Raw genomic sequence first — 13,553 nt, 5'->3', positions numbered from 1 at the left:
CCACTTCGAGGACTCGCCGGCCGATGCCGCGAAGCAAGCGAAAAAGGACGAAAAACTTGTCATGATCTTGCACGTCTCGGGTCATTTCGAAGACCCGACCTTGACCTGAAACAATGCCGAGGCGCTCCGTGTGAACGCCCTAGCCGACCCTTCAGTGGGCAAGTTCGTGAACGAGCATTTCAGTTCGTCGTTCCAGAAGGTCGCCACGTTTAAGATCGTTGGCAAGGCAAAACAAGGTGGTAATGTCGCAAATGTTGCACGCAAAGACCTGGAAGCAAAAACCGGGAAAAATGTAGTCACTTCACTCAATGCCAAAACTGCTTTGCAATTGAATGAAGGCGACAAGAAAAAGGAGAAATGAGAAGAGTTGCAGGACTTCTAATCGAATATATTAAGCAAGTTGGGCGACATCCCTATCCTAACATGCGCAAAAAAAAATGCTACACAAGATTATGAAAGAAAAATATGAGGACATACAGAATTTCTTAGACGGAATTCCTGACAAGTTTGACATTCTGGAAGAGGGGGTCGATTTTCAAACTCAAAAAGAATACCTTGACTATTCCCATTCATTTGACCTTGGCGAACTGACCGAGACGGAGACCATCAATCTGGGCCACATTCTCTGTGACACCCGGACGGAAATAGATGGAAAGAAAAAAGCAATGACGCTGTTAGCTCATCTGGGGACAATTACTGCATACCGCCAAATCGAAAAATATTACCAGCGTCCCGACAATGACCTTAGAAAATGGGCAGTTATGGCATTACAAGAATGCAGAATGCTCCTTGAAAGCATGCTGTTGGATGAAAATAAAGGCTTTATCATCAGTGGACTTGGTGGATTAAAAGACAAAATGAGATTTTACTTTCTCATGCTGCCAGTTTCGGACAAACCCTTTACCATTGCACAAAAGAATATAATAAAAGAGGAGGTAAACCTTGTGGCCAATGACTTAAACTGCATTGTTGAAACCCAAGATCCGGCAGACAAATTTGTCGGGCTGACCGTGTTGGTGCCAATGGACGTTGCCGTGGGAACATTCATTGAGACAGGAATAAAAAAATGCAACAACTTAGGCGGCTTTGTGTTTGAACATTACTATGTAACAAACACGGACATACCAGACTTAAAAGAAATTGAGGATATCATTAAAATCGTGAGGGAATGAAAATTACCAGTGTATAAATGAACTGAATATTATGGACAGGCTTCTGTTAGGAGCATATCCACAAAAGCATTAAATTCCAATCATGAAACAGAAAAGGGAATTAACAGCGATTATCGAAAGAGAGGGTGATGGATATGTAAGTTTATGCCCGGAACTGGATGTTGCCAGTCAGGGAGAAACTATTGAAGAGGCCCGGGCCAACCTAATCGAAGCACTTGAACTATTTTTCGAAACTGCCTCAGAGCAGAAAGTTAAAGAAAAATTCCACAACGAAGTTCTTGTTACTCAAGTCCAAATCGCTATCTGATGGGCGCGTTAATACTAATTTTATATCAAATATTTTAAGGAGAAATTGTAGGGAGTCTAATTTCTCATTTCTCGCATCTCGCATCTAAAAAATAAAGTGGGACCTAAGGGATTCGAACCCATGACCTCTGCTCTGTCAAAGCAGCGCTCTAAACCAACTGAGCTAAGATCCCAATAATAAAACATGCAACGCCCCAAACCATTTGAGGATGCTAAAATCAGGAATGATTTTGGGATTTCAAAGGGGGAGGAGCCAATCTTCAAATTTTAAAATTTTAAAATTTTCCAATCAATCCCCCAACTTCCTTCCCAATCACCCTTTTTCCCAAACAAAAACCCCCATCGCCCTCAACCCATGAACTAAGACGGACTTGGGTTGTTCGAGATAGGTTAGGTTGTATTTTGCAATAACCTCCTTTTCTAATTCTTCAGTCAAAAGAAACCGCTCTGTTCCATCAGGTAGCAAGTAAACGCCATCACCCAAATTAGGAGAATTTTCCAAAATCCCACCTTGGGCAGTTGTCATTCTTAGAAAGAAGATTCCTCCGGGTTTCAAAACCCGCATCATCTCATCCATCATCTTAAAAAACTGCGCTTCACTTTTTGCAAAATGCAACACCGCAGAACTGATAAGTGCATCGAAGGCACCCTGATGAAAGGGAATATCCTCAATGGTTGAGGTCTGAAACCGGTAGATATCAAAATCCTTTTGGATGGTATGGGAATATATCCTCGCCATCTGTATGGCTGTTGGATTACTGTCCACTCCGAATACCTGAAAACCCTGATTTAAAAAATAAATGGTGTTCCTGCCTTCACCACAACCGGCATCCAGGATTTTCATAGATTTGTTGAACCTCCCTTTCAGTATCTGATCCAAGAGGTAGATGTCCACATTCCCTAGAAGTTGATTCAGTTCTTTAATGTTCATTTTCAAATCGCTCTATGGCCTTTAGGGTTTTTTGTTTCCCAATTTCAATCATTTCCGATGCCCTATGGAATTCAAGAGTCTTGGCTTGGATTCTTGAAATTTCTACAATGATATCCACTTGATGCTTTTCCAATACCATTTCGGAAAACTTGTCCTGTAAGATATCAAAGGAATAGTTCATAAGGTCTATAAAACCCATTCCCTTTGGTTTTTCATCTTTTTCCAATGTAGAAAAATAAGCTGAAAATTTCTTTTGGTAATCGACCATCCAGTTTGGTAATTTGCTGAATGTGGAGGGCAGAAGAATTTTATCCTTGTTCTCCATTAAATCTATAAATGCCTCTTTTGGTCCATTGAGGTCTACAGCAAGAACTATTTCGCCCCGTTTTTCCTTTGGCAAAAGGCTCAGGGGAATGGGGTTCAAAATGCCGCCATCTATATATTCCTTTCCATGGATTTTTGCAGGAGTGAGTACCGTAGGTATTGAAACTGATGCCCGAATTGCGGCATATAAGCTTCCCTTTCTGAAAACATGTTCTTTTCCGGAAGGTATTTCCACTGCTGTACAGACAAAAGGAATGCTCAAATCCTCAATATGACTATCTGCAATTAGCTTCTTGAGCTCGCCGAAAACTTTTTCTCCTTTGATAAACCCTCTACTGGATATCGTGAAGTCCATTAGGGAAAAAACATCAACTCTATCCAAGTTGCATATCCAGTCCTTAAACTTGGGAAGGTTACCGGCAGCATACATTCCGCCAATCAATGCCCCTGCTGAGGAACCTGCAATGGAGACAATTTCATAGCCTGATTCTTCCAATGTCTCGATTACTCCTATATGCGCCATTCCCCGGGCACCACCACTCGATAATACCAGTGAAACTGTTTTTTTGCTCATGGTTTAAATTAAATAGTTAGAAGACCAAAGTCCGAAGTGACGTGAATTTTGGTGTTTTACCATATGGTATTCACAAATATTGGATTATTTGTATCATTGCGGATTATTATGAAAATAATAATTTAAACCCGATCTTTCCAACTAATTCCCAAAACGAAATTAATCAATTATGAGTCAATTCAAGCCTTTTCATCTTGCATTTCCCATCAGGGACATTGAGGAAACCCGAAAGTTTTATGGCGACTTGTTGGGATGTGACATCGGAAGAAGTACTGAAAAATGGATAGATTTCAATTTTTTTGGGCATCAGTTATCCGCCCATGTCAAACCTGAGGAACTGAATTTGGCCAAGGCGAATGAAGTGGATGGCAAAAATGTTCCTGTCAGACATTTTGGAGCGATCTTACCTTGGGAGGAATGGCATGCTTTGGCAGATAAACTCAGAGGCCATGGAATGGAATTTGTAATTGAACCGTATATCAGATTCAAAGGTGAAGTGGGAGAACAGGCAACCATGTTTTTTCTTGATCCTTCGGGCAATGCGCTTGAATTCAAATCCTTTCAGGATGAAGGGCAGATTTTTGCGAAGTGAGGGCTTGTTAAGGCACAACAACAATCAAAAGTTAACTGACATCTCTTGCTTAACTGATGACCTAAATCGGAGCAGCCGTCTTGCTGACGCAGGAAGCATCTCTCGAGGTTCAGGAAATAATAAATTTGAACACAAATAGGACCTTTTGAGATTCCACGTACCTACCAATGACGTAAACCGGAGCGGCCGTCACCCTGTAGGAAGGGTCTCCTGAGGAACATTAAATGATAAAATCAACATAAATAGAACCTCTGGAGATTCCTAGTGCCTCGGGATGACGCCTGCCTGCCGAAGGTAGGAGAAACCCAATGTCATTCCTTTTCTGAACATTTTAATTATGTTGGGGACTCAGAATGACATAAAGGAAAACAAATAACTTTTTTAAATTACTGAAAAGATTCTCTTAGGTATTTGCCGGTGTAGTTTCCTTCGGTTTCCATCAGGGCTTCTGGGGTTCCTTCGAAGGTGATATGCCCTCCTTTTTCTCCACCTTCTGGACCTAGATCAATAACCCAATCCGCTGCTTTGATCACTTCGGTATTGTGTTCGATGATGATGACTGAGTGACCCTGTTCTATCAAAGCATTGATTGAATGTAGGAGTTTGCGGATATCATGAAAGTGGAGGCCTGTGGTAGGTTCATCAAAAATAAACAGGATATGGTCACCGGATTTGGTTCCGCCTTTACCTAAAAATGAAGCTAATTTAACCCGTTGCGCCTCACCTCCTGAAAGCGTATTGGAGGATTGTCCCATTCCAATATAGCCCAAGCCAACTTCCTGAAGTGGTTGCAGTTTGTTGATGATCTGAGTTTTGCCTTTGAAAAAATCCATGGCTTCATCAATAGTCATGTCTAGAATGTCAGCGATGTCTTTGTCCTTGTATTTGACTTCAAGGATTTCATTTTTGAAGCGTCTTCCTTTACAGGACTCACAGGTCAAATGAATATCCGCCATAAATTGCATTTCCACCGTAACCGTACCTTCTCCCTGACAGGCTTCACATCTTCCACCATCTACATTGAAGCTGAAAAATGCAGGTTTATATCCACGTTGTTTTGAAAGTGTCTGATCGGAATACAAAGTTCTGATTGCATCGTAGGCCTTGACATAGGTAACGGGATTGGATCGGGAGGATTTGCCAATAGGGTTTTGATCTACAAATTCCACTTGGGTGATTTTTTTATAATCCCCTTCGAGTTTGTCAAATTTACCTGTTTCGTCAATTACAGTTCCCAATGTTTTGCCCAAAGCAGGATAGAGTACTTTTTTGACCAAAGTGGATTTACCTGAACCGCTTACTCCTGTGACCACAGTCATGGTATGTAGCGGGAATTTAACAGTTAGATTTTTAAGGTTGTTTTCTCTTGCACCTTTGACTGAGACAGCGTCTTTCCATTTCCTATTATAATCCTTCGCTTGAATTTTTTCCTCCCCTTTTAAGTATTGCGCCGTATAGCTTTTCCCATGAATCAATAATTCTTGAAGGTCTCCCTGAAAAACCAAGTGTCCACCTTTAACCCCTGCCTCCGGTCCAATGTCAATGATCTGATCTGCGGCTTTCATGACTTTTTCCTCATGCTCAACCACAATCACGGTATTGCCAAGATCTCGCAAAGTTTTCAACACCTCAATCAATCGATCTGTATCCCTCGGGTGCAATCCAATACTTGGCTCATCCAATATGTACATGGAACCCACCAAAGCAGAACCCAATGATGTTGCCAATTTGATTCGTTGGAACTCCCCTCCTGAGAGTGAAGAGGTCAAGCGGTTCAAGGTCAAATAGCCCAAACCTACTTTGTCTATATATTCCAATCTGTTCAGGATTTCTTTCAAAAGCCTGTTGGCCACTTTCCTTTCAGAATCAGAAATTTCAATTTCCTGAAAGAACCACAAAGCTTTTTCGATGGGGAGTAAAACGATATCCGTGATGGACCTACCATTGATTTTCACAAAAGAAGCATCTTTCCTCAACCTAGTTCCTCTACAATCCGGGCAAGTCTTCCTTCCTCTGAATCGGGATAACATGACCCTGTATTGGATTTTATGGGTTTTGGTTTCCAGGTCAGCAAAGAAATCATTCAATCCTTTGAAATGTTTGTTTCCTGTCCAAATGAGTTCTTTCTGTACCTCATCCAAATCCTCATAGGCCCTATGAATGGGGAAATCAAAGTAGATACCCTTTTTAACCAAAGGTTCGAGCCATTTGGAAGAACTTTCCCCTCTCCATGGGGCTATCGCACCTTCATAAACAGACATGCTTTTATCAGGAATGACCAAGTCAGGGTCGATTCCCAAAACGGACCCAAAGCCCTCACAGGTTTTGCAGGCACCATAGGGATTGTTGAAACTGAAAAAATTAACCGTAGGCAGCTCGAAACTCATTCCATCGAGTTCAAATCGGTCGGTAAATGTTCTTTTGGTTTTCTCAGGGATCAAAATGGTGCAATCTCCATGACCTTCAAAGAAAGCTGTTTGGACAGAATCAGCTATTCTGAACCGATTGTCTTCGTCTTCCTTTTGAATGGAAACCCTATCAATCAAAATTTCATATTCTCCCTTTGGCAAATCGGAACTTCCAACCAGATCTTCCAGAAAATATGGATCTCCATTTACCAAAACTCTGGTAAAGCCTTTTTGGAGCAATAATTCCAGTTCCTGCTTCCTTGATCGACCTTGAGTCAAATGAAGTGGGCACGAAATCATGACTTTGTCTCCTTCATCAAAACTGTGGATAAAATCAACCACATCTGTAACCGTGTGGTGTTTCACTTCATCACCGCTGACAGGGGATATGGTTCTTCCAATCCTGCTGAACAGTAATTTCAGGTAATCATATATTTCTGTTGTAGTCCCGACCGTTGAGCGGGGATTTTTGGTGCTTACCTTCTGTTGGATGGCGATGGCGGGAGAAACGCCTTTGATATATTCCACGTCGGGTTTTTCCATTCTACCCAAAAACTGACGGGCATAGCTGCTGAGGCTTTCGACATACATTCGCTGTCCTTCGGCAAAAAGCGTGTCAAAAGCCAACGAGGACTTTCCCGAACCCGAAAGCCCGGTTATCACTACCAGTTTATTCCTGGGGATGGCCACGCTAAGGCTTTTGAGATTGTTGACCTTGGCATTTTTGATGATAATATATTCCTTGGGATCAAGGGTATCTACGGAAGGGGACTCGAATTCAGTACTTACACTCATAACCTGCAAAGTTACCCAATCAACAGATGAAATGGTAATTTGTTGGAAAGATTAGGCTTCAATTTTATATAAAACGTAGGCGTAAACAAAAAACCTTACAATTCTGAGGAGGCTGTACCATAGATATTTTTTTTTGTCCATCCCACCGGCACCGGCAAGTAGAGAGATGGCTGAAAATGGAAGCGGGCTAACACAGGCAACAATAACCAAATGCGTCCCATATTTTTGAAAAAGTATCTTGTACTTTCGAATGATCTTGTTGCTACCATTTAGAATTTTGCTTTTATCCTTTGCAAAAATTCCAATGGTGAAGTTGGTAAAACCCGCGAGGTAAGAAATAATTGAAAGTAGTCCTATACTTGTAAAATAGCTCCCAATCAAACCTGTTTTTAGAGACCAAAGCATAAATACTTCAGGAGGAATGATGCCAAAAAGAATCTCGGAAGCTACAAACACAGACATGACCAACAGCACATTGTCATAAATATCCCCAAACCATTCCATTCGTTCCTGTTCTGAAAAATAGCTTTTGATGAGTAAAAAAATAACTATCAAAATCGCCAGATAAAGAAATCCTTTCAGAATATTCCTGATCAAAAAGCGTGTTTTATCATCTAAAAATTCCTTCTTTTCCATAGATGGGTTTTGTAAGTTAAATATAGAGGAAAGTTGGAGCCTATCCATTTTTGGAACTTCGATTCTCAAGATTTTTGGGAATCTCTATAAAATATTGGTGAATAGGAACTCAATGATGCATTTTTCACTTTCTTTGAATACAAATTGTCAACCAAGATTAATCATGAAAATAGAGAAAAATAAAGTAGTCGCGATCAGCTATGAACTACATGTAGATGATGGAGAAAGTGGGAAATCGTTTTTTGAAAGTGTAAAAAAGGATCAGGCATTCTATTTCCTTTATGGCACGGGCCATGTACTTCCGGCATTGGAAGCGGCATTTGAGGGGAAAGAAGCGGGAGATCAATTTGAGGTGTTCATTGATTTTGAAAATGGCTATGGCGATTATGATGAGAGCAAGAAGGTGATTGTACCCAAGGCCAATTTTAAAGAAGATGGCAAAAAGGCAAAAGACTTGTTGAAAGTTGGAAAAGTAATTACCATGAAGGATGACCAAGGGAATCAAATGCGAGGGGAAATTTTAAAAGTAGATTACAAGGGAGTACATATGGATTTCAATTCACCTTTGGCAGGATTTGACCTTTATTTTTCAGGGGAAATTGTCTCTGTAAGGGATGCGGAACCTGAAGAAATCGATCACGGGCATGTGCATGGAGCGGGGGGGCATCAGCATTGAAAAGATAGAACCTTTAAATTAATATTTCAATGAATGAAGTTATCGAGTTGTTAGTATTGGAAGATTTTCGAATTTGGCTGAAATTCAAAGATGGAGAAGAAAAAACCATTAATTTCAGGCCATTTCTTGGCAAAGGATTTACCAAAGAATTATTGGATTATAATAAATTCAAAGAGGTTTTTATAGAGCCGGGAGGAGGAATATCATGGAAAAACGGATATGATTTTTGTCCAAATTATCTAAAGGAATTGAAATCTGAAGATCAAGTTATTTCCCGTCAACAAGCATAAATGCCTACTTGAAACCCCTAGAATGGCAATTTCCCCAAATCTACATTTCCCCCCGAAAGTATAATCCCCACTTTTTGATCTTTGAACATTTCTTTGTTTTTCAAGAGAGCCGCTAGCGGGACTGCACAACTTGGTTCGATCACGATTTTCATTCTTTCATAAATCAACCGCATTGCCTCAATGATTTCCTGGTCACTGACAGTCAGGATATCATCAACGTATTGGATGATGATCTCAAAATTGATTTTTCCTACAGAAGTCAGCAATCCATCTGCGATGGTTTTTGGACCGACCATGGGAATCAATTTTTTGGCTTTGAAGGAACGGGAAGCATCATCTGCTCCTTCAGGTTCTCCTGCGATTACTTTGGTGTTGGGTGAAATATATTTCGTGGTAAGTGCTGTTCCCCCCAATAAACCACCACCTCCGACAGGGGCCATGATGGTATCAAAAGCTATCCCTTCTTCCCACATTTCCAATGCGCAGGTGGCCTGACCTTCTATCACATCCAAAAAATCATACGGTGGAATAAATACAGCGCCTGTTCTATCTACTACTTCTTGAAGTGTGGTTTCCCTCGCTTCCAGGGTTGGTACACATTCTATGATTTCGCCACCATAGCCTTTTACAGCCTTTTTTTTGATCTCCGGTGCATTGGATGGCATGACAATATAGGATTTGATGCCGGCTACTGAGGCTGCCCTTGCCAAAGCTGCGGCATGGTTACCACTGGAATGCGTGGCAACACCATTGGATTTTTGGTCATCTGTCAGTTTCATCACTGCATTGGCAGCACCTCGCGCTTTGAAGGCACCGACTTTTTGGAAGTTTTCACATTTGAAATAAATCTGACAACCTGCAATTTTATCAATGGCTTCTGAAGTCAATAGGGGTGTTTTATGGATAAAGGGCTGAATTCGTTGGTGTGCCGCTTTGATATCTTCTAGGGTCGGAAAATTCATTTTTTCATTCATGGTTTTAAAGATAAGGGAAGGTATGAAAACGGACAAAATATTTAACTTGCAAGCCATGAAAATCAGACCTTCTCTTGAAATACTCCTTGAGGGAGTAGATATTTTTCCTTTGATGGGAGAATATTTAGATCAGTCCAATACGCTTGCCATGGATTTTTCGCCTGCTAATCTGGAATTGAAGAATATCAACCTTTCAGATACCGCGGAATTCAACCAATATGTTTTCAAAAAACTGGCCAACTCCCAAAAGAGATATGGCATTGGTGGATATTTTGAACACCGTGCTATCTATCAACGGAGTGAGGTTTTTGCGACTGATCTGGAAGATTTCAGAAATATTCATTTAGGAGTGGACGTATGGGCGGAGGCGGGAACCCCAGTTTATTCCCCAATGGACGGGAAAGTTTATTCCTTTCAAAATAATCAGGGTTTTGGTGATTATGGTCCTACCATTATTTTGGAACACCAGCTCAAAGGGGAGACGCTATACAGTTTGTATGGCCATCTCAAGCTTACCGATTTGGATCATCTGGAAGTTGGAAAGACCATTTCCAAAGGAGAAAAATTCTGTCATTTGGGACCTTTCCCTGAGAACGGCGATTGGCCGCCACATTTACATTTTCAACTGATGTGGGATTTATTGGGGAATTGGGGCGATTTTCCAGGTGTGTGTTCCCATAGGGAGATTGAAAAATTCAAAAATATTTGCCCTGACCCGAATCTTATGGTTGGACATTCTTCAAGGTAATCAACCTGATTCCCTCTAAAGTCAAGTTCCTGTCCACAAGTTCGAAAGAATCTTTCAACGTGGTCAAAATAGATGACAATCCACCTGTAGCAATCACCCGGCATTGATGGCCAACTTCCTGTTGAATGGTTTCCAGCATTCCTTTGACCAATCCTGTATAGCCGTATAATACCCCGGCCTGAATCGAATGAATGGTATTTTTGCCCAAAGCTGATTGTGGCATTTTCAATTCGACCTCGGGAAGCTTCGAGGTGTTGGTAAATAATGATTTTATGGCGGTTTTAAGCCCAGGAACTATATTTACTCCAAGGATTTTTCCATCATTTCCTACTACTGTAAATGTCAAAGCAGTCCCAAAATCGACAATGATACAGCCTGTTGAAAATTTTTCATAAGCAGCCGCAACATTGCACATCAGGTCTGATCCGATTTCGTTAGGCCTTGCGGTAGAAACTTTGAGTTTGCTATAACTCCTTCCATTGATTAGATAGCAATCCTTTTCTAAATATTCTCGGCAAAATTGTTGAATTACAGGATTGATTTCTGGTACTACCGAAGATATTCCGACATACAAGATCTCATCGGTTTTGATGTCATTTTCCAAAAAGAACAAATGGATATCCTTTTCCAGCTTTAAAACAGAAATTCCTTTTTGGGTATTGATTCTAAATTCATGGATCCACTTCCTCTGATTTTCATCATAAAAGCCGAAAACAATATTGGAATTACCAGCATCAATCGCTAAAAACATATTTTTCTCTGTTTAGTCAAAGGTTCGGTAAAGAAGGAGTTTTGATATTTCTAAATGGCACCAAATATATAAATTGATTTTTTGCTTTTCTGTTTTTTGGTAATTTTCCAGTATGTATACAATTAGAGAGGGAAAAATTGAGGACTTGCCAAGAGTATTGGAATTGGTGAGAGAATTGGCGGTTTATGAAAAAGCGCCTGAACAAGTTACCAATACGGTTCAAATGATGGAAGAGGATGGCTTTGGGCCAAATTCAGTATTTGGGTTTTTTGTGGCGATTAATGACAGCACGGGTGAAATCATTGGTATTTCAATTTATTATTACCGATACAGCACTTGGAAAGGCAGGCGACTTTATTTGGAGGATATTGTGGTCACTGAAACAGAAAGGGGCAAAGGTGCCGGAAAAATGCTTTTTGATAGGACCATGCTCAAATGTCTGGAAGATGGCTGCACTGGGATGATGTGGCAGGTTTTGGATTGGAATACACCGGCTATCAATTTTTATCAAAAATACGGTGCAGACCTTGATGAGGGATGGATCAATTGTAACTTACAAGCTGACGAAATCAAAGAAATTTTGGAAAAATAATTGCAAATGCAATATTCTTGTATTGTAAATAAGATAAAATATCTATATATTTATGTGGTAATAAATAATCCTCGTAATGGCCGTTAAGTACTCCATCAAAAAAATGAGTTCCGAATATAACCCTCCGATTCTTGACATTCAAGAGCTTCAATACTTCTTCAAGACCCCTACTGATAGGGTGTCAGAGCCACATCCATATTTGGATGGTACCATCTCATTTTCCGAGACCAAGGTTCTATTTGATTTTTTGGATTACAGTCAGCATGATGTGGCTGAGGTGATGGAGGTGGATCCCAGTACGCTTTTCCGTTGGAAAAAGGAAGATAAATTATTGACCAGATTATTGACCAAAACCATCAAAGATATGGACAAAGTGATCGCTAAAGGTGTCAGGATATTTGGGACAGAGGCGCTATTTTCAGAGTGGCTTTACATCCCAAATCATGCTATGGGCCATAAAAAGCCAGCTGATATGATGAGAGATCCATATGGTCTAGAATTGGTTGACCAAGCTTTGGAAGCCCTTTCATGGGGTAATTTCCTCTAATTTGGAAACATTTTGAAAGTCTTCAGGTTGATTGAAAACATTGCGGGGAGATCTCCATTGGGTTTTGGGATGGGTGCAGGAAGATGGAATCTTTATGGGACTCCATTGATTTATTGTTGCAGTGTTGCTTCTCTAAATTTCTTAGAACTGCTTAGTATCAAAGGTCCGGTTGTCAGTAAATCTGAATGGATATTGGTCACATTGGAAATCATTGATGATATTCCTTTTCTGGATTCAGCTGAGTTACCCCATGAATGGAAAAGAAGAACCTATCCTACGTCCACACAACAGATTGGTACCGAATGGGCCAAAGCGATGATTTCGCCGATATTAAAAGTGCCATCCTGCCGAATTCCATTAAGTAACTATTCGGAAGAATTTAACCTATTGATCAATCCCCTTCATCAGGAATTCCATAAATCTGTCAATCTTATAAAAACAGAAGATGTGAGTTTTGAAGTTAACTATTAGTTGAAATATGAATATCGACCTAAAAAACCATAGAATTCTTGTCACAGGTGCCTCTAGAGGAATCGGAAGGGCCATATCGGAACAGTTGTCCAACTCAGGGGCTGAAGTGCTAATTCATTTCAACAAAAATGTTGAAGAGGCGAAAAGTCTACAACTGAGTTTACCGAACCCTTCTCATCTGACGCCTTGTGATTTATCCAATCTGGGTCTAGTATCAGGTTGGATTCCCGAATTGGTGAAAAATTATGGAAAAATCGATGCGGTGGTAAATAATGCAGGTATTGCAATCAGTGTGGCTGACAACGCACAGACTTCTGATTGGTTGGAAGTTTGGAATAAAACCATGGATGTCAACATCAATGCGTTGGCCATTATCTCCAAGGAATTCATAGAACATGCCCGTAAAAACAAAAATGGCAGGTTGGTGAACATCTCATCCCGGGCAGCCTTTAGGGGAGATACTCCTGATTATTTGGCTTATGCAGCTTCCAAAGCCGCTATTGTTAGCTACACCCGGTCTATTGCCAGGTATTATGGAAAGGAAGGGATCAAGGCGTTTCTTATCGCTCCAGGATTTACAAGAACTGATATGGCTAATGAAATTCTCTCCCAATATGGAGAGGGGTTTGCATTGAATGATATTGCACTCAATCAATTGACAGAACCTAAGGACATTGCACCAATGGTTACATTACTCTGTTCGGGATTGGCTGACCATGCTACAGGATGTACCATCGACATCAATGCGGGGTCTTATGTGCATTGA

At 40.6% G+C, this 13,553-nt stretch carries 17 protein-coding genes and 1 tRNA gene; 11 read left to right on the top strand and 7 right to left on the bottom strand.

From position 1 onward, the window contains the following. The first annotated feature begins 130 nt into the window (after window positions 1-130). The 3 genes from ACEW8U_RS05415 (at window position 131) to ACEW8U_RS05405 (ending at window position 1,479) form a co-directional block, all read left to right on the top strand. Window positions 131-361 (top strand): hypothetical protein, encoded by a 231-nt coding sequence (locus ACEW8U_RS05415; RefSeq protein WP_373521019.1) that lies wholly within the window; start codon window positions 131-133, stop codon window positions 359-361. 76 nt (window positions 362-437) lie between these two features. Further along, window positions 438-1,172: a hypothetical protein gene (locus ACEW8U_RS05410; protein ID WP_373521018.1), complete on the top strand. Its 735-nt coding sequence runs from the start codon at window positions 438-440 to the stop codon at window positions 1,170-1,172. An 82-nt stretch (window positions 1,173-1,254) separates the two neighbouring features. After that, the gene (locus tag ACEW8U_RS05405) at window positions 1,255-1,479 is read left to right on the top strand and encodes a type II toxin-antitoxin system HicB family antitoxin (protein WP_373521017.1); all 225 of its coding nucleotides are present in this window, start codon (window positions 1,255-1,257) and stop codon (window positions 1,477-1,479) included. Between the two features lie 97 nt (window positions 1,480-1,576). Here ACEW8U_RS05405 and ACEW8U_RS05400 read toward each other — a convergent pair. From ACEW8U_RS05400 to ACEW8U_RS05390, 3 genes are all read right to left on the bottom strand, one after another. Next, window positions 1,577-1,651 (bottom strand) — tRNA-Val (locus tag ACEW8U_RS05400). 140 nt (window positions 1,652-1,791) lie between these two features. After that, entirely contained in the window at window positions 1,792-2,409 is a 618-nt protein-coding gene (locus tag ACEW8U_RS05395; RefSeq protein WP_373521016.1) for a class I SAM-dependent methyltransferase, read from the bottom strand. Beyond that, window positions 2,399-3,307, bottom strand: a complete 909-nt coding sequence (locus ACEW8U_RS05390; RefSeq protein ID WP_373521015.1) for a patatin-like phospholipase family protein — start codon at window positions 3,305-3,307, stop codon at window positions 2,399-2,401. Before ACEW8U_RS05390 ends, ACEW8U_RS05395 begins: the two co-directional genes overlap by 11 nt. Window positions 3,308-3,476: 169 nt before the next feature. Here ACEW8U_RS05390 and ACEW8U_RS05385 point away from each other — a divergent pair, with 169 nt between their 5' ends. Beyond that, window positions 3,477-3,899 carry a VOC family protein gene (locus tag ACEW8U_RS05385; RefSeq protein WP_373521014.1) on the top strand — a complete coding sequence of 141 codons (423 nt, stop codon included), beginning with the start codon at window positions 3,477-3,479 and terminating at the stop codon, window positions 3,897-3,899. A gap of 386 nt (window positions 3,900-4,285) precedes the next feature. Here ACEW8U_RS05385 and uvrA read toward each other — a convergent pair whose 3' ends face one another. Both uvrA and ACEW8U_RS05375 read right to left on the bottom strand, forming a co-directional pair. Beyond that, window positions 4,286-7,102, bottom strand: coding sequence for an excinuclease ABC subunit UvrA (gene uvrA / locus ACEW8U_RS05380; RefSeq protein WP_373521013.1), 2,817 nt, complete (start codon window positions 7,100-7,102; stop codon window positions 4,286-4,288). 51 nt (window positions 7,103-7,153) lie between these two features. Beyond that, window positions 7,154-7,738 (bottom strand): YqaA family protein, encoded by a 585-nt coding sequence (locus ACEW8U_RS05375; protein ID WP_373521012.1) that lies wholly within the window; start codon window positions 7,736-7,738, stop codon window positions 7,154-7,156. A gap of 163 nt (window positions 7,739-7,901) precedes the next feature. On the opposite strand from ACEW8U_RS05375, the gene ACEW8U_RS05370 reads away from it, so the two are divergent. Beyond that, window positions 7,902-8,414: a peptidylprolyl isomerase gene (locus ACEW8U_RS05370; protein ID WP_373521011.1), complete on the top strand. Its 513-nt coding sequence runs from the start codon at window positions 7,902-7,904 to the stop codon at window positions 8,412-8,414. Window positions 8,415-8,443: 29 nt separating this feature from the next. Beyond that, the gene (locus ACEW8U_RS05365) at window positions 8,444-8,704 is read left to right on the top strand and encodes a DUF2442 domain-containing protein (protein ID WP_373521010.1); all 261 of its coding nucleotides are present in this window, start codon (window positions 8,444-8,446) and stop codon (window positions 8,702-8,704) included. Window positions 8,705-8,721: 17 nt separating this feature from the next. Here the strand turns inward: ACEW8U_RS05365 and ACEW8U_RS05360 are convergent, their stop codons facing one another. Then, window positions 8,722-9,678 (bottom strand): pyridoxal-phosphate dependent enzyme, encoded by a 957-nt coding sequence (locus tag ACEW8U_RS05360; protein ID WP_373521009.1) that lies wholly within the window; start codon window positions 9,676-9,678, stop codon window positions 8,722-8,724. A gap of 22 nt (window positions 9,679-9,700) precedes the next feature. Here ACEW8U_RS05360 and ACEW8U_RS05355 point away from each other — a divergent pair, with 22 nt between their 5' ends. Continuing rightward, window positions 9,701-10,426 carry a peptidoglycan DD-metalloendopeptidase family protein gene (locus tag ACEW8U_RS05355; RefSeq protein WP_373521008.1) on the top strand — a complete coding sequence of 242 codons (726 nt, stop codon included), beginning with the start codon at window positions 9,701-9,703 and terminating at the stop codon, window positions 10,424-10,426. Here ACEW8U_RS05355 and ACEW8U_RS05350 read toward each other — a convergent pair. Continuing rightward, window positions 10,401-11,177 (bottom strand): type III pantothenate kinase, encoded by a 777-nt coding sequence (locus ACEW8U_RS05350; protein ID WP_373521007.1) that lies wholly within the window; start codon window positions 11,175-11,177, stop codon window positions 10,401-10,403. The genes ACEW8U_RS05355 and ACEW8U_RS05350 overlap by 26 nt on opposite strands. 112 nt (window positions 11,178-11,289) lie before the next feature. Between ACEW8U_RS05350 and ACEW8U_RS05345 the strand changes: the two genes are divergently transcribed. The 4 genes from ACEW8U_RS05345 (at window position 11,290) to ACEW8U_RS05330 (ending at window position 13,553) form a co-directional block, all read left to right on the top strand. Then, entirely contained in the window at window positions 11,290-11,769 is a 480-nt protein-coding gene (locus ACEW8U_RS05345; RefSeq protein ID WP_373521006.1) for an N-acetyltransferase family protein, read from the top strand. Between the two features lie 76 nt (window positions 11,770-11,845). Continuing rightward, entirely contained in the window at window positions 11,846-12,316 is a 471-nt protein-coding gene (locus tag ACEW8U_RS05340; protein WP_373521005.1) for an antitoxin Xre/MbcA/ParS toxin-binding domain-containing protein, read from the top strand. A gap of 12 nt (window positions 12,317-12,328) precedes the next feature. Next, window positions 12,329-12,787 (top strand): RES family NAD+ phosphorylase, encoded by a 459-nt coding sequence (locus ACEW8U_RS05335; protein WP_373521004.1) that lies wholly within the window; start codon window positions 12,329-12,331, stop codon window positions 12,785-12,787. A 7-nt stretch (window positions 12,788-12,794) separates the two neighbouring features. Beyond that, the gene (locus ACEW8U_RS05330; RefSeq protein ID WP_373521003.1) at window positions 12,795-13,553 is read left to right on the top strand and encodes an SDR family NAD(P)-dependent oxidoreductase; all 759 of its coding nucleotides are present in this window, start codon (window positions 12,795-12,797) and stop codon (window positions 13,551-13,553) included.

The organism is Aquiflexum sp. (assembly GCF_041751335.1).
In the GTDB taxonomy this organism is placed as follows: Bacteria; Bacteroidota; Bacteroidia; order Cytophagales; family Cyclobacteriaceae; genus Aquiflexum.
The sequence above is the reverse complement of the archived record's forward strand: the minus strand, read 5'-3'. Positions and strand labels throughout refer to the sequence as shown.